This is a genomic window from Solibacillus sp. FSL W8-0474 (assembly GCF_038004065.1).
Lineage (GTDB): Bacteria > Bacillota > Bacilli > Bacillales_A > Planococcaceae > Solibacillus > Solibacillus faecavium.
On the sequence record NZ_JBBOQJ010000001.1, the window covers coordinates 3,593,240 to 3,612,489 of the forward strand.

18 protein-coding genes are annotated in these 19,250 nt (G+C 38.3%); 3 read left to right on the forward strand and 15 right to left on the reverse strand.

What is annotated here, in order from left to right; genetic code table 11:
• Positions 1-53 precede the first annotated feature (53 nt).
• The 10 genes from NYE67_RS18235 to NYE67_RS18280 form a co-directional block, all read right to left on the reverse strand.
• Positions 54-914 (reverse strand): ROK family protein, encoded by an 861-nt coding sequence (locus tag NYE67_RS18235; RefSeq protein ID WP_340726297.1) that lies wholly within the window; start codon positions 912-914, stop codon positions 54-56.
• Positions 915-1,853 (reverse strand): GNAT family N-acetyltransferase, encoded by a 939-nt coding sequence (locus NYE67_RS18240; RefSeq protein ID WP_340726298.1) that lies wholly within the window; start codon positions 1,851-1,853, stop codon positions 915-917.
• Position 1,854: 1 nt separating this feature from the next.
• Positions 1,855-3,429 carry an FAD-dependent oxidoreductase gene (locus NYE67_RS18245; protein WP_340726299.1) on the reverse strand — a complete coding sequence of 525 codons (1,575 nt, stop codon included), beginning with the start codon at positions 3,427-3,429 and terminating at the stop codon, positions 1,855-1,857.
• Positions 3,430-4,953 (reverse strand): hypothetical protein, encoded by a 1,524-nt coding sequence (locus tag NYE67_RS18250; RefSeq protein WP_340726300.1) that lies wholly within the window; start codon positions 4,951-4,953, stop codon positions 3,430-3,432. It lies immediately after the preceding gene.
• A gap of 74 nt (positions 4,954-5,027) precedes the next feature.
• Positions 5,028-6,002, reverse strand: coding sequence for a Gfo/Idh/MocA family protein (locus NYE67_RS18255; protein WP_340726301.1), 975 nt, complete (start codon positions 6,000-6,002; stop codon positions 5,028-5,030).
• The gene (locus NYE67_RS18260; RefSeq protein ID WP_340730745.1) at positions 6,002-6,631 is read right to left on the reverse strand and encodes a peptide ABC transporter substrate-binding protein; all 630 of its coding nucleotides are present in this window, start codon (positions 6,629-6,631) and stop codon (positions 6,002-6,004) included. The genes NYE67_RS18255 and NYE67_RS18260 overlap by 1 nt, the downstream gene beginning before the upstream one ends.
• Before the next feature lie 9 nt (positions 6,632-6,640).
• Positions 6,641-7,693, reverse strand: a complete 1,053-nt coding sequence (locus NYE67_RS18265) for a Gfo/Idh/MocA family protein (RefSeq protein WP_340726303.1) — start codon at positions 7,691-7,693, stop codon at positions 6,641-6,643.
• A 1-nt stretch (position 7,694) separates the two neighbouring features.
• The gene (locus NYE67_RS18270) at positions 7,695-8,699 is read right to left on the reverse strand and encodes a zinc-dependent alcohol dehydrogenase (RefSeq protein ID WP_340726304.1); all 1,005 of its coding nucleotides are present in this window, start codon (positions 8,697-8,699) and stop codon (positions 7,695-7,697) included.
• Complete coding sequence (locus NYE67_RS18275) at positions 8,677-9,756, reverse strand: dihydrodipicolinate synthase family protein (RefSeq protein WP_340726305.1); 1,080 nt, start codon at positions 9,754-9,756, stop codon at positions 8,677-8,679. The genes NYE67_RS18270 and NYE67_RS18275 overlap by 23 nt, the downstream gene beginning before the upstream one ends.
• The gene (locus tag NYE67_RS18280; RefSeq protein ID WP_340726306.1) at positions 9,757-10,773 is read right to left on the reverse strand and encodes an NAD-dependent epimerase/dehydratase family protein; all 1,017 of its coding nucleotides are present in this window, start codon (positions 10,771-10,773) and stop codon (positions 9,757-9,759) included.
• A gap of 82 nt (positions 10,774-10,855) precedes the next feature.
• Here NYE67_RS18280 and NYE67_RS18285 point away from each other — a divergent pair, with 82 nt between their 5' ends.
• Positions 10,856-12,148 (forward strand): transcriptional regulator, encoded by a 1,293-nt coding sequence (locus tag NYE67_RS18285; RefSeq protein ID WP_340726307.1) that lies wholly within the window; start codon positions 10,856-10,858, stop codon positions 12,146-12,148.
• Here the strand turns inward: NYE67_RS18285 and NYE67_RS18290 are convergent.
• The 4 genes from NYE67_RS18290 to NYE67_RS18305 all read right to left on the reverse strand — a co-directional run bounded on the left by NYE67_RS18290 (position 12,142) and on the right by NYE67_RS18305 (position 16,112).
• The gene (locus NYE67_RS18290; RefSeq protein ID WP_340726308.1) at positions 12,142-12,981 is read right to left on the reverse strand and encodes a Gfo/Idh/MocA family protein; all 840 of its coding nucleotides are present in this window, start codon (positions 12,979-12,981) and stop codon (positions 12,142-12,144) included. The two genes, NYE67_RS18285 and NYE67_RS18290, sit on opposite strands and share 7 nt — an antisense overlap.
• Before the next feature lie 9 nt (positions 12,982-12,990).
• Positions 12,991-13,794, reverse strand: coding sequence for a carbohydrate ABC transporter permease (locus tag NYE67_RS18295; protein WP_340726309.1), 804 nt, complete (start codon positions 13,792-13,794; stop codon positions 12,991-12,993).
• Between the two features lie 24 nt (positions 13,795-13,818).
• The gene (locus tag NYE67_RS18300; RefSeq protein ID WP_340726310.1) at positions 13,819-14,736 is read right to left on the reverse strand and encodes a carbohydrate ABC transporter permease; all 918 of its coding nucleotides are present in this window, start codon (positions 14,734-14,736) and stop codon (positions 13,819-13,821) included.
• 68 nt (positions 14,737-14,804) lie between these two features.
• A complete protein-coding gene (locus tag NYE67_RS18305) occupies positions 14,805-16,112 on the reverse strand; it encodes a sugar ABC transporter substrate-binding protein (RefSeq protein WP_340726311.1) in 1,308 nt (435 codons plus the stop codon).
• Positions 16,113-16,277: 165 nt separating this feature from the next.
• Here NYE67_RS18305 and NYE67_RS18310 point away from each other — a divergent pair, with 165 nt between their 5' ends.
• Both NYE67_RS18310 and NYE67_RS18315 read left to right on the forward strand, forming a co-directional pair.
• A complete protein-coding gene (locus NYE67_RS18310; RefSeq protein WP_340726312.1) occupies positions 16,278-16,898 on the forward strand; it encodes a YesL family protein in 621 nt (206 codons plus the stop codon).
• Positions 16,895-17,818, forward strand: coding sequence for an alpha/beta hydrolase (locus tag NYE67_RS18315; protein ID WP_340730746.1), 924 nt, complete (start codon positions 16,895-16,897; stop codon positions 17,816-17,818). Before NYE67_RS18310 ends, NYE67_RS18315 begins: the two co-directional genes overlap by 4 nt.
• Positions 17,819-17,920: 102 nt before the next feature.
• Here the strand turns inward: NYE67_RS18315 and ltrA are convergent, their stop codons facing one another.
• Positions 17,921-19,180 carry a group II intron reverse transcriptase/maturase gene (ltrA, locus tag NYE67_RS18320; protein WP_340729179.1) on the reverse strand — a complete coding sequence of 420 codons (1,260 nt, stop codon included), beginning with the start codon at positions 19,178-19,180 and terminating at the stop codon, positions 17,921-17,923.
• Between the last annotated feature and the right edge of the window lie 70 nt (positions 19,181-19,250).

The window sequence follows — 19,250 nt, forward strand, 5'->3', positions numbered from 1 at the left end:
AACAGCATCACCAAAAAGAAGCATTCGGATTTTCTGAATGCTTCTTCTATAGTTTAAAGCAATGCTGCACCAATCAATCCCGCATTGCCTTTATTTAAACTGGCTTCTACCCTACCCTTTTTATGTTCAAAAAACGGCAAACTAAAGTACTGATCGACCAAATGAGAAATTTCCTCCACAATTTGCGGATGATGATTCATAATACCGCCGCCGAGTACAATGACATGGGGATCTACTAAAAGGATGAAACTATGAATCTTTTGGGCAATTTCCCGTTGCCATTCGTGAATTAGTGGCACAATAAGTTCATCCTGCTTGTAATAACGGACAAAAAATTCCGACAATGTCCCTTCTTCTTTAGTATGACGCTGTAAAATCTTCAATAATCCTGGTCCAGCACATACATCTTCAAAAAAGTCCCCCGAGCTTGATAGCGAAAAGCCGATTTCGCCTGGAACTCCCGCACCTCTCATAAATTGTCCATCATGTATCATACAGCAGGCAATTCCTGTACTCACTGTTACGTAAATAAATGTTTCTTTTTCAAAACCGCGAATTTTATATTCACCGTTAGCTGCAGTCATCATGTCTGTTTCCATAAAAACTTGCGCTTGTGGATACGCCTCTTGAAGTTTTTGAACAAGCGGAAAGTTACGCCAAGGTAAATTTTGCTGATGTACTACAAGTCCCTGCTTTAAATCTAATATTCCTGGTAATCCAACTGCAACTTTGACAACGTCGCCCTCTTCCCCTTCCAATAGCTTATTAAAACCTGAGATCATAGCTTCAAATAAAGTATCGGATTGCTGAGGACTTTTCACTTCCAGTTGCTTTATTAAGTACTCAGGCTGTTCTTGCTTTGATAAAGCAAGTGCTAATTTTGTTCCACCGATATCAGCACTTAAAATCCACATTCAACCCACCTGCTTTACAAAAATTCCATAGTTTTTCCAAACGGTATAGCCTAGTTTTTCATAAAAGGCGATTAAATCTGTCCAGTCAATAAATAATGTCTTTTTACCGCGCTGTTGTAAATAAAATTCTGCTGCTTCGATTACAGCTCTTCCTAGTCCATACTTTCTGTAATCCTCATTTACGCCTAATGGACCAATACCACCTAATTGGTCAAACTGCTCTGCCCAGTTATAGTTCGGTCCCTTCCAGGCACTATATTCGTCATTTATACGACAGAAGCCAACGATCTTACCTTCCCATTTCACAACGACATAATCTCTGCCAGTACCTCCCTGGACAAAATAATCATGTGCTTCAAATGTCCATCTCCCCGGAAACGATTGTGCCATGAATTCTAATAACTGCTGTTGCTCATCCTTCTCTAATAGTACAAATTCGACATTATCTTTTTGCGGAGGGGATAGTGGTTTAGTAATTGACTTTGTGAAATCTACACTTTCAACAACTTGTTTAAAGCCAAACATTTCTGCAAACGCCACACCTGCCTGCTGTGCAAGTGGGACTCCGCATAATAGATGTCCTAAATCCCCACCGATTTGTACTTTTTTTACACCGTTTTTCAAAAGTGCTTGTTCTGCAAATTTGTAAAGCTCTGTTCCAATTTTCTGCTGACGGTAGTCTGGATGCACGAGCAACATTTGAATCCAACCATGTTCCTTATTTAAAGCAATCCCATGTGTTTCATGCCACATTTTTGCAATGACTACACCAACAATTTTTCCATCCAGTTTCTTTATTGCGCTTCCTTCCTGTAAAACATACGGAGATTGCCATGTATTTTGTTCAAGCAGTCGATCTGTCAGCTTAAAATCAGGTAAGCACATATTCCATAAATTTATAATATCCTCGTGAAATTCCTGTGTTACTGGCTTTAGCATTTTACTTCCCCCCAAATGTTTCTTCCATTCGACGCAGTGGGTCGTCAACAAAGCTTTCGTCCCATTCCACAATGTGGCCTTGCTCAATTAGCTGTTGTTTTAAATGTTCATACGAAATGTCCTGTACCGGCTTACTTTCTCGTATTGCAGTAGCTACTGCAGTACCTGCCACTTGCCCGAGCATCATAAATATCGGTTCCATACGAATCGAACCATACGCAATATGAGAAGCACTAAGGCATACTGGAACAACTAAGTTAGTACAGTGTTCTTTTTTCGGTAAAAGTGCTCGTAAATCAATCATAAACGGCTTTACCGGTACTTGTATGTCCCCTTCATTCATTACACGACCATTAACAACGACGCGTCGACAATGGTGTGAATCCATATGAAATGACGCTACTGCAATTGGTTGTTCGCAAATTTCACGCTGTAACGCATGGTGTTCAGTCATTACATATTCGCCTATCATTCGCCGTGCTTCACGAATATAAAGTTGCCGCGGCCAGTTGCCTGTATCGGGGAATTCATCTGCTGCCAATCCCCACTGCCTTACTTCTTCTTGAATAACAGACGGCACCTCTTCATCATTCGCCAGGAAGTACAGTAACCCCGCTACATATGTGACATGTTTCTGATACAGCTCTTCCCTTGTTTCATAATTTGCATCGGGAAATGCATAATTCATTCCGATAAAATCCGTTGAAAATGCCCCGTGATTGTTTAAATCCGTCTTTCCATTCATCAAAGGTGTATGTAACTTCATTGCATCCCAATGTCCTGCCTTTATATAGCGTAACAGTAGTGCATAATGATCGCGCTCATATCCATTAGGTTTTGGGAAAGCTACTTTTTGATCCTTCGTTAAACAAATTCTGAAATTATAAGCTTGAATGCGATGATCGCCTGACCCATTATGCTCTGTCACATTTTCTTCTGAAATCCCGTAGAGTAGTCCGCTTGATGGATTCCCCTCTTCTTTGTATGGATCAATAAAGCTTTCAAACTTATGGTGTTGTGTACCAAATTGAACACCATTGTAAATTTCCTTATACACTGTGCCTGCTTCTCTTCCGACAATGTATTCAACACCTGCGTGTGCCAACAAATCCCCTTCATAGCTTGCATCAATAAACTGCTTTGCTTCATAGGTAGTTCCATCTGTCATTCGGACTTGCTGAATACTTTGATTTTCCAATACAGCCGACTCAATAAATTGTTCTGTTTGAACATCAATCTCCTGCTCTTGTAGCCATGTACTAAAAATATGCTCTGCTACATGCGGTTCAAAACGTACACATTTATCCATCCCATAATAGTTGGCTATCTCATTATAAAATTGCTTTGCTAAACCACCAATTGCCTGTTCCGCTCCTAAATCAGTTGCCCCTAATCCGCTTGTCGTAATACCCCCAATAAAGCGGCTGCATTCGGCAATACGCACACTATACCCGTTCTTTCTTAATGTGATTGCTGCTGTTATCCCGGCTGGTGTAGCACCGTATATTAGCACATCCTGCTTAAAGTGTTGTTCTCTCTTTTCTTTTTTGCGGTAATAGTAAACCGATTCCCACATTTATAAAGCCTCCCAACGTAACTTTGTAGCATTTACCACTTGCTGTAATGCTTCAACATATTTTTGAAGCGGTTCTTCAATTTGTTCCTGTTGCAGCAATTGTTCCATTGCGTTCAGTAAATCCAATACTTCAGTTTTCGAGTTTGGATTTTTTGCCTCAACGACTCGATTAGGAAAGAAACTGGCATTATACTGACTATTTTGGGAAAAAAGCGCTTCAATTTTCGCGGCAAGCTCCTGCATTGATGAAGACAGCAAATGAGGAACTGTTTCTACCCCTTCCCATAGAGAACGTGCAAATACGATATTATTCAATTGCTGATACTGTTGGTAATCATACTCCTCCATATGTGGTTGTGCCTTTGCTACTTTATGCAGTGGAACGACTAAATTGACCATTCCTTCACAGCCAATTTCCTTATAACGCTCTGTATCTGTTTTTATTCGGTTAAATAATAATGGGAAGAGCTCACTTAACATAAAATGATCACTGTAATATTCAAAAATGGTAACTTGTTTGTCTGTTGCCTTCCGCCAGTCCAGTAGGCTATCCCATGCACGCTGATCTCGCTGTGACTTAAAGCTTTGTGCATAATTACGTCCCCAATACGCATATAGAACATTTGCAGAACTTACCTGATGCTCTTTTCGCTCAAGCATTTCCCAGCTTAGACCGGCATTATAGACAATATGCTCTACTTCTACTTGTAGATTTGCCGTTGCTAAAGCTTGCTGAAGTTTTTCAGTAAATGCGATATATTGTGTTAAAAATAGTTTTGCCTCTTCACCTTTTGCCCCTACATCTTCCGGCCATAATGAAATCCTTCGTATAACAGGCTCAGTCTTGCAATAAGACACAATAATTTGTATAACTGCCTGCTGTGCTTTTTCATCTTGTAAAAAGTCATGGTTTTTAAGCGCATTGGCTGCTGTAAATTCCGTTTCCTCACCAATTAAATCATTTACCGCTCCATCTGCCGCTGACTTACTTGATACAGTAACACCATTAGCCTTTGCTACTAGATAGCGTAAACTGTGCCCGCCCAATGTGACATCAATACCGCGCTTTTTTATTTCAGGCAATAACGCTTCCTTAACCTCATCCCATAGGAAAAATGTAAAGAAGGCTTCATTTAAACCATTTTTAGTCCCCACATCCAGCATACTTTTTAAAAACGGGATATCATCAATTGTTTCGAATACATTTCCTCGGCGAGCAAACTTCGGAGTCCCTTCATAAGTACTTGAAATCCCTTCGGCAACTATTTTTTTGGGTTGATGTAAATCAAAAAATACAATGCCTTCTACTTTTTCGATAAATTTATACACTCCGTACAATAAGGAGCGGGGGGTATTCCCACGAATAACATAACTTTCCTTAGTCTGAGTAATTTCAAATTCAATCCCATTTTTCGGTATATCAAAGTATTCAAAATTAACCGGAGTTTCACCTGTATAAAAGCGCTTTAGTTCCTCAAATGCAAATTGTTCAATTTCATTTTTATACGTCAGTTGCTGATTCATTTGCATCGATCCCTTCATCAATTACTTATTGGTTGAACGAAAAGGATACCCAGTGCGAGTATCCTTTGAGGTTTTTATAGTATTACAGCTTGCTTTCTATTATTGGATTCATATGCAGCTAATGCGATTTCTAGCGATTTCAAGCCATCATAACCGGAGATAAGTGGCTTTTCTCCATGCCTAATTGCTTTTAGGAAATCTACTATCAAATCAAAATCAGTATCATTTCCGCTATACAAATGTGTAAGTGACTTATTGCCCTTCCCATAAAGTTGGAGCTTCTCATTAAACACATCCACTTTACGTGTTGCTTTCGTACCGATGATTTCAATCATCACGTCACCCCATGTCGGAAATTCCGGGAACCTTGACCAGCTAGCATCATGTGAAGCGATCACACCATTATCGAATACAATCGTCATAATCCCTGCATCATCTGTTTTAAGCTCGGTAAAATAGTTGTTCGCAAATGCCGTTATTTCTTTTGCTTCACAATTCATATACCAGCGCATAATATCAACCATATGCACAGTATGATCCAGTACTGCACCACCGCCTGCCAACTTCTCATCTACAAACCAACCACCAGGATTTTGCCCTCTGTTAGTAGACCTTATTGCTATAATTTCGCCAAGCTCACCAGCTTCAATAGCAGCTTTTAAATCACGGATCGGTGCACTGTAACGAACTGGATAGGCTATTGAAAGATGCACACCGTTTTCCTCGCAAGCCTTGATCATCTCTTTTGCATCTTCAACATTCGTAGCAATTGGTTTCTCGCATAAAATATGCTTTTTTGCCTTTGCAGCAGCAATTACCATCTCTTTATGAAGCACATTTTCACTGCAAATAAGAACTACATCTAGATTTTCTGCCAAAAATAATTCCATATCGTCAAAAAAAGGAACTTCATATTGCTTACTTGCTTCTTCACCTCTTTTTATATCCGTATCAAAAATAGCCGTTAACTTCGTATCTGGAATACGTTGAATTGCCGATGCATAGCTCGTTGCATGGATATGCGCAAAACTCATAATGCCAATGTTCATTATTTTTCACCTCTTTGTAGGAATTGTTGTATAGTACTAAGCTTTTCTTCGTACGATTCATTCCAATGGATAGCAAACTGAACAACTGCATCAATATTTTTAAAGAGGTTTCGATTATTATCCTTGTCACTACTCATTTGCAAACTATCAAACTCTACAATATGCAGATGACTGCTCCACTCAAATTCAATACGGTCCCTACCTGATTGATATTCCAAATGAGCCATAATGGAATCCCCAAATTCACATAGAACGATTGTATAATGCATTTCGCCGCCTTTATTAGAACGAACTGTCACATTTCGAACATCCCCAAACCATTCTGACAAGGCAAGGATATCTTCTTTTATATATGAGAAATTATTAGTCGTTCTCCGCAATCGTAGTACACCTTTTATAGTATCGTGCGCTTGCAGTACTTGCTTTAGTTGAATGGCAAATGAATAAGACCATAAATCAAAATAGATGTTACCTTGTTTTTCCGATATTGAGAACGGTTGATATGCTTCTGCTGAAGGCTGCTGCAAAATTGTTACGACATTTGGTTCTTCACTATTCTCGGTTGTAAAGCGATACAGCGGAGAATGTGTTAGTAGCTGCTGATCTTTCTCTAATACTATCTTGACCATTATTATCACCTACAATTTGATTTCTTGGTTTGTTGCTGCTGATTCATAAATTGCCAACAACATTTTCGTTACTTCAACCCCATCCCTAACTGGCGAAATTGGCTGCACATTATTAATACAGCAATCAACAAAGTGATTAATTTCATTTACGAAAGAGCCAGCAAAATCAAAGCTTAGCAAATCAATTTGTGGGGTAATATTTAAAATCGTTTCATGTTGCTCCTTTATAATTGCCAACTCCGGCTCTACTTCCGCACCGCCATTCTCACCGTACAGCTTTACTGATATTTCATCCTGTTTGGCATGCAATGTAAAACTCACATCAATAAATAGAGAGGCACCATTTTCAAAGCGAATGAGTCCATTAGCTAAATCTTCAACGTCATTGTGCTCCGCATTATAGTCAGCGGCCTTATAAAAGGATAAATTTTCGATATGGGAGCGATTCCCCAGTTTCTTATACGTATTTCCTGATACGGACACCGGCTTCGGTTTACCCATTAAATACCAGCATAAATCAATCATATGTGTCCCTAAATCGATTAAAGGTCCGCCACCTGATTTTGATATATCACTGAACCAGCCACCCGGATTTCCTAAGCGGCGCAGGCATGAAGCTTTTGCATAATATATTTCGCCGAGTTCGCCTGCATCGATAAATTTTTTCAGTACTCCTACATTCGTTCCAAAGCGGCGTACATTGCCGACTTGTAGAATCTTTTTCGATTCTTTTACTGCAGCTTCCACTGCATAAGCCTCTTCTAGATTGAGACTCAATGGTTTTTCAAGCAGCACATGCTTGTTATTTTGAAGCGCCTGTATGGCAATATCTGCATGTGAATTATTCCATGTGCAAATACTCACTGCATCAATTTGTTCATTTGCTAGAAATTCGCCTACTTCTGTATATAAATTTTCTACTAAATATTTTTTTCCTAAGCCATGCAGTCTTACTTCATTCGTATCACAGATTGCAATAATCTCTACATTGGGATTCTCAAAGTAAGGTCTTAAATGAAACTCCGAAATCGAGCCACCGCCAATTACACCAACCTTTAACATTTTAATTCCCTCCTAAATATTCAATAATGGCTGTTAATGCCTCACTATTTTCCAACATGTTATATACATCCGCTGAATTTTTAAAAGGGATTTGCATTTGTACAAAGTCAGAAACATCTATCGCCTTTCGTTCCAGTAAACGAATATACGCTGCTAAATTACGTCCTTCTGTCCAACGAACATAATGATATGGGTAGTCCATTGCTTCTTTTTCATAGCGAGCATCATAACGACCTGGTCCGCCAGCTCGTGAAATCGTTATTATTGCTTCTTTTATAAACAATTGTTCTCGGTTGAATTGCGGTTCGACATCTCCAACAATTACAATCCTCCCCTGCTTTCGAACCCACTCAAGACTACGTGAAGTTGTTTCGGAATGCTTACCACCCGCGCATAAGAGTACAGCATCAACCCCATGTCCGTTTGTAAAGGTTGTAATATGTTGCTCCATCTTTATTAAATCAGAAAAAACCTCGATACCTGGTGTATGCTTTAACATTTCTGCTCGTTTTTCATTTGGCTCATAGCAAATCACATCATAGCTTGCTGCTGCACAAATTTTTGCAATCATTTGCCCAAGTACACCTAATCCAATAACTACAACCGATTCACCAAATTGCAGCTGCCCTTGTCGTATTGCGTGTATAGCAATTGTACCGTGTGCCGCAAATGCTGCATGCTGCGGTACTACATCTGCAGAGCACTTAGCAACCAATGTTTCCGGAACTACAAGTTGCTCCATATGCCCAACATAAGGTGCACCGTAGCAAGCAACAACATCCCCTACTTGAATACCTTTGACACTTTGGCCAATTTGCTTTACTTTCCCAACCGCGCTATAGCCGAGTTGACGAACGCCATCCTTGCTTCCTTCAATTAATAGTCGCTCCGTTCCTGGAGAAACAGCGGTATAGATGGTTTCAACTAAAACTCCTGTTGCAAAAAGCTCGGGTGATTGTATTTCCACCAACTTTGCTACCCCATTATGTGCTTGTAAAGCTTTCACGTTGCTCACCTGATTTCCACTCTGGTAAATTTTGTTTAATAAATGAATCATCGTGTAAATGCGGATACATTTCATAAACACGCGTAATTTCTTCAGCCTGCCCTTCACTTAGCACTTCATGATCTGCCAAACACCAATTACCTTTCAGCAAACCTTGTCTAGTTAATACTTCATTAATCCCTGCAATGCTCCCTTTAAAGGCATGTGCCGGATCAAAGAATGCTGCATTTGCATCTGTCACCTCTATTGCCTTAGATAACCAGCTTGCATCTATTTGTGCGTTGTCCCTAATTGCTTTTATATCTTCAAAATATTGGACAGCTGTTTTTGCCCATACCGACCAATGCCCTAATAGACCACCAACAATTCGTTTTTTAACGTTTTCTCCATTTATATTAAATTCGTATTCTGTTAACAAATCGACGATGATATTATCATCATTACCTGTATAGAGCGCGATCTCATTTCGACGACTACTATTGCATACTGCACGAACAACATCGAGCGTTTGATAACGATTAAAAGGTGCCATCTTAATTGCATAGACATTTTCAATATTTGCTAGTTCCCGCCAAAAATCATACGTCAATAAACGTCCTCCAACTGATGGTTGTAAATAGAAGCCCACTACAGGTATAATTTTGGCCACTTCTCTCGTTCGCTCCAATAGTTGCTCTTCCGACTGATCCTGCAACCCTCCCATACTTAACAATGCTAAGTCATAGCCAAGTTTTTTTAATATAGCTGCTTCATTCAAAGCCTGTTCTATAGGACCACAAACACCGCCTATTTTAATGAAACATTCAGATACATTCGCTTTATTTATCTCGTCTATCGCTAAGGAAAGTACGCGCTCATATAAGTTGAATTGTGGATCGCGAATTTCAAATTGTGTGGTATGCACTCCTACAGCCAAGCCGCCCACACCTGCTGCAATATAATATTTCGTCAAAGCACGCTGACTTACTTCATCTAATGATTTGTCCTCGTTTAAAGCTAATGGGTGCGCTGGAATAAAGGCACCATCAAACAATGCTTTTCTTACTGCCTCATTCATTTAAAACGCCCCTTTTCTCTCTTGGAAATGCGTTGGTTTATTTAATGTTGTTCCATCTAATTTTACCCAATTCGCAACTAGGTCTAGCATTTGCTCTATAGATACTTTTGGATAGCCGAATAATTTATGGGCATGGGCAGCTGTGTTTAATAGTGCTGTCTCCTGCTCAACACCAATTATTAAAGCTTCCTTATTAAAGCGTGCTGCAAATTCTTTTGCTAACCAACGTACAGATAATGTTTCTGGTCCTGTAACATTCAGTATTTTTACAGGAGATTCACAATGCAGTAGTGAACGGATGGCATATTCGTTGGCGTCTCCTTGCCAAATTACATTGACACTACCCATCGTGACATCGACTGGCTCGTTATTGTAAACCGATTTTGCAATTTCCAATAGAACACCGTATCTTAAATCAATGGCATAATTTAGACGGAACATTAACATTTTCGTCTCGAAGCGGTTGGAAAAGTTCGTGAAAATACGTTCTCTTCCCAAAGTGGACATTGCATATTCCCCAACCGGCACTGGCGTCACATCCTCTCCACAGTTGCCTGCTGCAACAGGAGTAAACGGATAGATGTTTCCGGAAGAAAATACAACAATATTAGAATCCTTATATTTATCTGCAACACGACCTGGTACGTATGTATTCATTGCCCATGTGAAGTGTTCATTATTTACTGTTCCAAACTTATTGCCTGCCATGAAAATAACATTAGGAATTTCCGGTAGCTGAGCCAGTTGCGCTTCATCCAATAAATCGCAAGTAATCGTTTCAATTCCTGCCGCTTCCAGCTCCTCTTTCATCTCTTTATTTGAGAATCTAGCGACGCCGATAATTCGCTTCTCAATACCGGCCTCTTCAGCCGCGCGCTTAGCCATTTTAGCTAAGGTTGGGCCCATCTTTCCTGCTATTCCTAAAATCAGTATATCCCCATCAATTTTTTTAATATCCTCTACCAATGCTGCAGATGGTTTTGTCATAAATTCTTCCAATTGTTGAACCGTTTGCATAAGATCACCTCTTTTTAATTTGAATATTCTAACAAATTTCTGTAAAATTATTATACTATGGATTTTTGGAGGCCTAGACATAATGAATAATCACACACCGTATACCTCACAAAGTTTAATAGGCATTATCGTTCCTGAAATTTTGTTGGAAACTATAAAAGAAACATTACGTGGATTTCCAAATATCCAACCTCATTATTTTATAATTCATGATTTTTCAATGACGAACGATTTACAGCGATTTATATATGAATATGAAATGCTGGTCGTCGCCGATCCTTATATTTTTCAGCAGCTAAAGATTTATGACTCATCACTGCCTCTTTATCAAATTAATAGTAGAGCACTTCGTCTATACGAATTACTATTAACCCATCAATTACAAAATGTACAAAAGCAATATTGTTTCGACTTAATGCAGCAAAGTGACATATTATCGATTACACATCAATTACAGCAAGAAATTGATTTTGTTTACTCAATAGGCGAAACGATCGATGAAATAGTGGATGCACATACAAAACATGCTGAGCAAGGTGCGTTCCCTATTACTACCATTGCCTCTGTCTATACATCCTTATGTGAACGTAATATAGAGTGCCGTTATTTAATCCCGACAAAGCAAGAAATGATCGTTGCTTTTGAACGCGTGCTTTTAGCCTCCAAAGGACGACAAAATAAAGAAAGCCAGATTGTATATGGCATTATTCAATTTGAATCAATCACTAATCAAGTGCAATCCAAAGTAGAACAAATATTGCACTATTTTACACAGCAGTTGGATGGTCATTTAATTATGCTGAACCCACTGCAATATAGTTTTATTACAACTAGGGGACAGTTTGAACGTGAAACACTCGGCTACAAACATCTACCATTACTATCTCGATTTAAAGAAGAGCTGCAAATCAATTGCACAATCGGAATTGGATTTGGTATTAATGCCTATGACTCCGGTCGTCATGCAAAACAGGCACTATACCAGGCAAATGAAAATGGACCAAATCTCTGCTATATTGTGCGCGAAGATAATAGTGTCATTGGACCAATAGACACAACCGTTTTCATTAACTACGAACAGTACCCTCTAGTAATTACAGACTTAAATTTACTGGAACGGGCTGAAAAAGCTGGGATGTCTGCTTCTTATATTTCCAAATTAATGGGTCGTATAATGAAGCACCAAAAACTTGTTTATACTGCGGACGAACTTGCACAAACACTAAATATTACTCTGCGCAGCGCCAACCGGATTTTACTTAAATGGTTGGATGCTGGATTAGTTGATATTATTGGTGAGGAAAAGGTAGCCCATCGCGGTCGTCCTAGGCGCATCTATTATATTCAGTTTTTGGAGGATATAAAAAATCAATGATTTTTGAACGCCGTCATAGTCATCTGCTCCAATATTCTAATAGTCTCCAAACTCTCTACCTGATTTATTGGACTTTCCCGTAATCTAAAAAACTGTTCAATTGCATCAATTAAGTAATCGTAAAACTGAAAATTACCTTCACCAATTTCAAACCATTCACTCTGTTGATGAGTGTGGGTTACAAATTGAAAACTTTGACGACCTTGTAAGTAACCACGAATTGTAGACACTGTACCATCCATAAATGTAAGTGTGATAAAGTGTTGCTGTTCATTGGACGTTACAGCTATGTCTTCGATCCCCATTCCCTTTAATGCACTAATCATTTCGACTGCATGTATACCATAGTAGAAATAATCTACATCACCTAACATTGGCAGTGGGGTTATTATATCCACTGCCTTAATGTACCTCTGGGATTTGGCTATTTGGATTTCTTCTGCAAACCGTAAAGCTGAACAACTCATTATAGGAATCCCATGTTTGTTGGCAAGTTCTATAATAGCCAAAGCCTGCTCATAATTTTGTGCCAATGGTTTATCTATGAAAACAGGCTTTTTTGCAGCTGACAACTCTTCAAATTGTTCAAAGTGCTGTGATGCATCAACTGATGTAATGATAAACGCATCACAAATCTGCATCATTTCTTGTAAAGAATCGATAAATGGAATACCGTTTTCACATATTTGTCCCGAGATTCTTACAATCCTTGTACTGCTTAATTCAATTGAAGATCCACCTCGATAAGCAAATATTTCATGACCTTTATTCATTAATCGTTCACTAAAGGCAATCGCATGAGATGAGTCTGTTCCAATAATTCCTATCTTCATGGCAGCCCCCTACTTAATACCTGACATCGTAATTCCTTCCGTAAAATAACGCTGGAAAAAGATAAATATTAAAAACGTCGGTATAAATGAAATTGTTGCCCCTGCCATTTCGACACCGAAGTTGCCTTCTTTTCCGAGCATTGAGGCAAGACCAACTGTAACAGGGAACATCTTCTCATTAGTCAAATAAATCAATGGCTGGAATAAGTCATTCCAGTTTGAAATAAAGGCAAAGGTACCGACTGTCGCAACAACCGGAAATGAGAGTGGTAAAATAATTTTGAAGAAAATTTGCCAGTCATTTGCCCCATCAATATAGGCTGCCTCCTCCAAATCCTTCGGTATACCTTGTAGAAATTGCCTTACTAAAAATACCCCCATGATTGCCCATAATTCAGGTACAATTAATGCCCAATATGTATTTATCCAACCGAAATCAGCGAACATAATATATTTGGGAATTATAAATAGCTGTTGAGGAATCATGATAACCGCCATAAAAGTCCAAAAAATCGCTTCTTTTCCCCAAAATTGCTTTTTGGCAAATATATAACCTAATAGTGCTGCAAAAAGCATTTGAGTCATAACCGGAATTACGGTAATAACGATAGAGTTCCAAATCCATCGTAAAAAAATGCCGTTTGAAAAAATCGTAATATAGTTTTGAATTGATGGATTGGTCGGTAGCCAAAACAGTGGATCAATTTGTGCTTGCTTTACTTCTTTTAACGATCCGAACACCATGATAATAAATGGCATAATAAAAACGATTGCTAATATTGCCAATGCTGTATAAGAGATTACTTTTTTCATTTATTTGCTCCTCCCCGCACCAGCTTAATAATAATTTGGGTCTTTCCCAATGTATTTACGTTGAATTAACGAGATAATTAAAATAATAAAGAACAACACATACGATAAAACTGCTGCATAGCTCAAATTTAGGCTTGTAAACCCTTGATGATATAGGTAATACACAATTGTAGTCGTTGAATAGTTTGGTCCACCATTTGTTAATAGGAAGGCTGAATCAAAAATTTGAAACGAACCAATCGTTGTTGTAATCGCAACGTAAAAGTGTATCGGCTTTAACATTGGAAAGGTCACTTTCCAGAACATTTTCCATGAATTTGCACCATCAATTCGTGCTGCTTCATATAATTGACGGTCGATGGATTGTAAGCCCGCATAGTAATAAATCATCGTAGTACCAGCTACTTTAAAAATACTTAATCCTGCCAAAACAAGAAGTGCCTGTGATGAACTAGATAAAAACAGCTGTGGGTCAATGCCGACAAAACCGATTAAATAGTTAATAAAGCCATCTTCTGTCCCACGGAATAACCATCCCCAAATTCCTGCAATAATTACGAATGATGTAACAACCGGCAAGAAAAATAGCCCTTTAAAGAAGCCTGAAAACTTAATACCCGAATTAATAATCAGTGCCAAAACTAGGCCAAGCGCCATTGTCGGCAGTATATAGTAGACGGAAAACTTAACAGTATTCCATATTGCTTTCCATGCGATTTCATCATCAAATAGATTTTTCCAATGCTTTAATCCCACAAATTCAGGGTCGCCAATTATTTTCCAATCATGAAAAGTTAAATAGAAGCTAAGAGCAAATGGATAAACTTGAAATATGATAAAGTGAATGAGAACTGGAATGAGCACGATATAGACTAATAAATTTTTATTTAATTCTCTCTTTATTCGTGCACTAAGTGATTGTTTAGAAGTTGTAGAGGTCACATGCCTCACCCTTTCTGTACTTGAAGTAATGAGAGAGTTTGATCATTAAGACCAAACTCTCCTTTAAACTATTTGTTGATCAATTTATCAATCGCTTCAGCTGACTTATCCGCAGCTTCTTGAGGAGATTGTTTTCCTTCTAGCATTGCTTGAATTTCAGCTTGAACTAAAGGCATAATGTTACGGCCTTCCGGATGGATAATACCCGGCTTAGCATATTGAGTGTAGCCTGCTAATTGAGCCATGTATGGTTGTGAATCAAAAATATCCTTTGCATCGTCGCGTGTAGGGATATATTGTGTAATATTGTTAAACGTACGTTGATTTTCAGTGTTTGTTACATATTTCATGAACTCTGCTGCCGCTTCCGGATTTTTGGAAATTGCAGAACCTACGAACATTCCAACAGTACCGTAAGTTAACTGCTCAGCATCTTTTAATGGCGGTGCAATAACAAATTCAAATGGTTTCTCAGCTAATAGACGGTTAACAGAAATACCTGAACCGTTTACTGCAAGTAACTTACCGCCAAAGTATAATGAGTCATGATCAAGTGCTGTAATTGAATCTTGAGGGATCCAACCTTTTGTATACATTTCATTAATTAATTCAAATGACTTAACTGCTTCCGGCTTGTTAATTAAAATATTATTACTCTCATCAATTACGTTACCGCCAGCTTGCCATAAGAATGGATAAAGTGTGTTATTTAACGAACCGCCACCTGCATATGAGAATGCATAGTAGCCCGCTGCTTTTGCTTTTTCTGCTAAAGCTTTAAATTCATCCCAAGTTGTTGGAAGGCTGTTTTCATCAACGCCCAACTCAGCTAAAATTTCTTTATTATAAACTAAAGACTCAGCCGTTTGAAGAATTGGCATACCATACTGTTTACCCTTCCAGCTTGTTGCTTCGATCGCTGTTGGTACAAATCCGCTTAATTCTTCATCTGTCACATATTGTGAAATATCTAAAATTAACTGTTGCTCTGCATATTGAGGCATTTGGTCAGGGATTACATAGAATACATCCGGACCTTGACCTGCTGCTAAAGCTGTCAGGATTTTTTGGTCACGGTTAGCCCATGGAATTTGTTCGAAGTTTACTTTTACCCCTGTTTCACTCTCAAAGTCAGCTGCGAAAGTCTTCCACATGTCACCTTCACCTGTCGTACCGTCTGTATATGGATGTGCCCACACTGTGATTTCTCCAGATAATCCTGTAGATTCCTCTGTCTCACTGTTAGCGCTTCCATTATCGGTAGTCGTGTTAGTATCAGTTGAATTAGTTTCATCATCACCACAAGCAACCATTACAGCAGAAAGTACCAATACTAGAAATAATAGCCCGAACTTTTTAAAAATTGAAATACTCATACCCCATCCCCCTTTTTCTTTCTCATTTGTATAAAATAGCAAATTCGCTATTTTTCTCAGACTACAAAAAAAATCGAATTAACTCAAGTCCATTAAAAGTCCTTAATTTAAATTGAACGATTTTTCTGACTTTTTATCTTATAATAAGGCTAAGGGGGTATTTTCATGTCATTTTGGGACGGCTTTTATAGTTTTGGTGTAAAACTATTAAAAATAATATACTTGAACTTTTTATGGTTATTTTTTTCTGCGATTGGACTTTTTGTTTTCGGACTGTTTCCGGCAACGATTGCTTTATTTACGATTACACGACAACTGTTGCTGGATATTGAGAAGCCGATTACGCAGACTTTTTGGGAAGTCTATAAAAATGAGTGGCTTAAAGGAAATGGCTATGCAGTCATTAGTTATATCATTCTATTCATTTTAGCTATCGATTTTTATGCAATTTATACTTTTGAATCTTTATCAATTCTACTTATACCAACTTTTATTATTGCGTTCATTATTTTTGGCACTTTGTTTTTCTTCTTTCCAGTGTATGTACATTTTGATTTAGCATTTTTTGCAATGATTAAACAGGCGTTTTTATTCACTATTACTTCGCCTTTTACTGTTGTATTGAATGCGTTAAGTATTATTTTTATATATTTTGTTTTTAATATTATGCCGGGTGCAATACCACTATTTATCGGAAGTGTTCTTAGTCTATTAATCATGAAGTTTTCGCTTCGTTCCTTTAAAAAAATCGAACAAAGGAAGTTATCGGAGGCTGTCTCAGTATGAATGGGCTGCACCCTGAGCTGGTTGAAATTTTTAATAGTAAGTTAAAAAATGCACGTACATTTCATCAACTCATAACTAATCGAGCATTCACCCATTTTTCCAAGCAATATTTCCGGACAGAAAATTGCATAGTGGAAGAAATGATGATTAATAATGTACGCGTTATTTGTTTAAAACCGAAGCAAGCGTTACAAAATATGCCATGTTTCGTTTGGTTTCATGGTGGTGGAATGGTATTTGGCAATCCGGATGATAGTATTCCTTACGTCATCGAATTTGTCCATAGTTTCCAAGCAGTTGTATTCATCCCACAATATCGCCTTGCTCCAGAACATCCTTATCCTGCTGCTCTGGAGGATGGTTATGAAACTTTAACATGGATTAGTAAACATGCGAACGCTCTAAATATAGATCCTGGCAAAATAATAGTAAGCGGAGGCAGTGCAGGGGGTAACTTAGCATTGGCTGTAGCATTAAAGGCACGAGATGAAAAAGGACCGCAAATAGCAGCGATTTTGCCATTATATCCGATGCTTGATGCGAAAGAACGATCGTTTCATAAGCAGTTTACTTCACCTGCTATTTGGAATGATGATAAAAACAGATACAGTTGGAATGCATATTTAGGCAATATGAAAACCGTTCCCTCATATGCCTCACCTTTTTATGCCAATGTAGAAAGACTTCCACCAATCTATACTTTTATAGGTACCCATGATCTTTTTTATGAGGAAGTTTGTGAGTTTGTTGATAAATTACGTGAAGCGCATATAGAAGTTCAACTGGATATTTATAGAGGCTGCATTCATGGATTTGATTTAGAGGATATACCAATCGCCCATGAAGCAAAAAAGCGCCTTCTACACGTCACCGCAAAATTATTAGACGTACATACTAATTTTGGCGATTTGCCCGACTAAACTTCTTAAATAGACCGATCGAGTAGGAGACTAGCCATTAATTGGCTAGTCGACCTCTCACACCACCGTACGTACGGTTCCGTATACGGCGGTTCAAAAGTTTTATGTTGGATTTATGATTGTAGCGAGGTTCTTCAACTTGAGTTTTAACCAATATTTATTGTTTAATGCTCGATTGACGATTGGATTGTTCGAGGAGCGCCAGTACCCTTTGCGGGTATTGGCCATTTTATAGGCATCATTATGGCTGATTCCTAATCTTTTGAGGTTTCTATATTTTGAGATGGTTCTTTTCCATTCTTTCCATCGACATGCCCTTAATCTTCTTCGAATATGGCCATCTATTTCCTTTGCGTAGGACTGTATGTCGGCAACTTTGAAATAGTTTCCCCATCCTTGAATTAAGTAGTTGATTTTCTGAATGCGCGATTCCATATCAATTGAATAATTACGATTTGTAATATACTTAAGCTTTTCTTCGAATCGCTTCTTGGATTTCTTTGGCACGTATACCCTGATTACACCTCTGGCGTTATAGAAGCTCACACCTAAAAATACACGTGCTATCGGCTTTCCCACTGCTGATTTCTCTTCATTCACTTTTAATTTTAGTTTCTTTTCGATAAATGCTGTAACGCCTTCTTTAACTCGTTCTCCTGCTTTTTCGCTTTTGACATAGATGTTGCAGTCATCTGCGTAACGAACGAATTTATGATTACGTTTCTCCAGTTCTTTATCAAGTTCATGAAGAATAACGTTACTCAATAATGGACTTAAGGGTCCACCTTGCGGTGTACCTTCTTTAGAGTAAATAAAAGTTCCATCTATCATGGTACCAGCGTTTAAGAAACTTCTTATTAGCTTTAATGTGGGTTTACATAAAATATATTTCGCCATGAGTGACATCAGCTTATCATGCTGAACTCTATCGAAGAATTTCTCTAAGTCTATGTCTACGACAAACTTATAACCGTCCTCAATGTAACTTCTTGCTTGTTCAATAGCTTGATGAGCACTTTTATTTGGGCGAAACCCATAACTATAATTACTAAACATTGGGTCTAGTATTGGGGTTAACACTTGTACAACCGCTTGTTGAATGACACGGTCTGTGACCGTAGGAATTCCTAAAAGTCTTTTCCCTCCATCTGGTTTGGGAATTTCGACTCTTCTAACCGGTTGCGGTTTATACTTACCTATTTTAATCATTTCGATAATCTGAGTATTGTTCTCTTTTAAGTATTGGCGGGTTGCCTCTATATCTTTCGCATCGACACCGGCTGCACCTTTATTTTTACGCACCTTCTCAAAAGCTTTGTTTAAATTATCTCTATTTACTATAACGTTGATTAATCCTTCCATATGTTCGCGTGTGGGTAAGGAATGCACATGCAAAATTCCACGCTATTCCTATTCTTAGGGTATTCCGTAC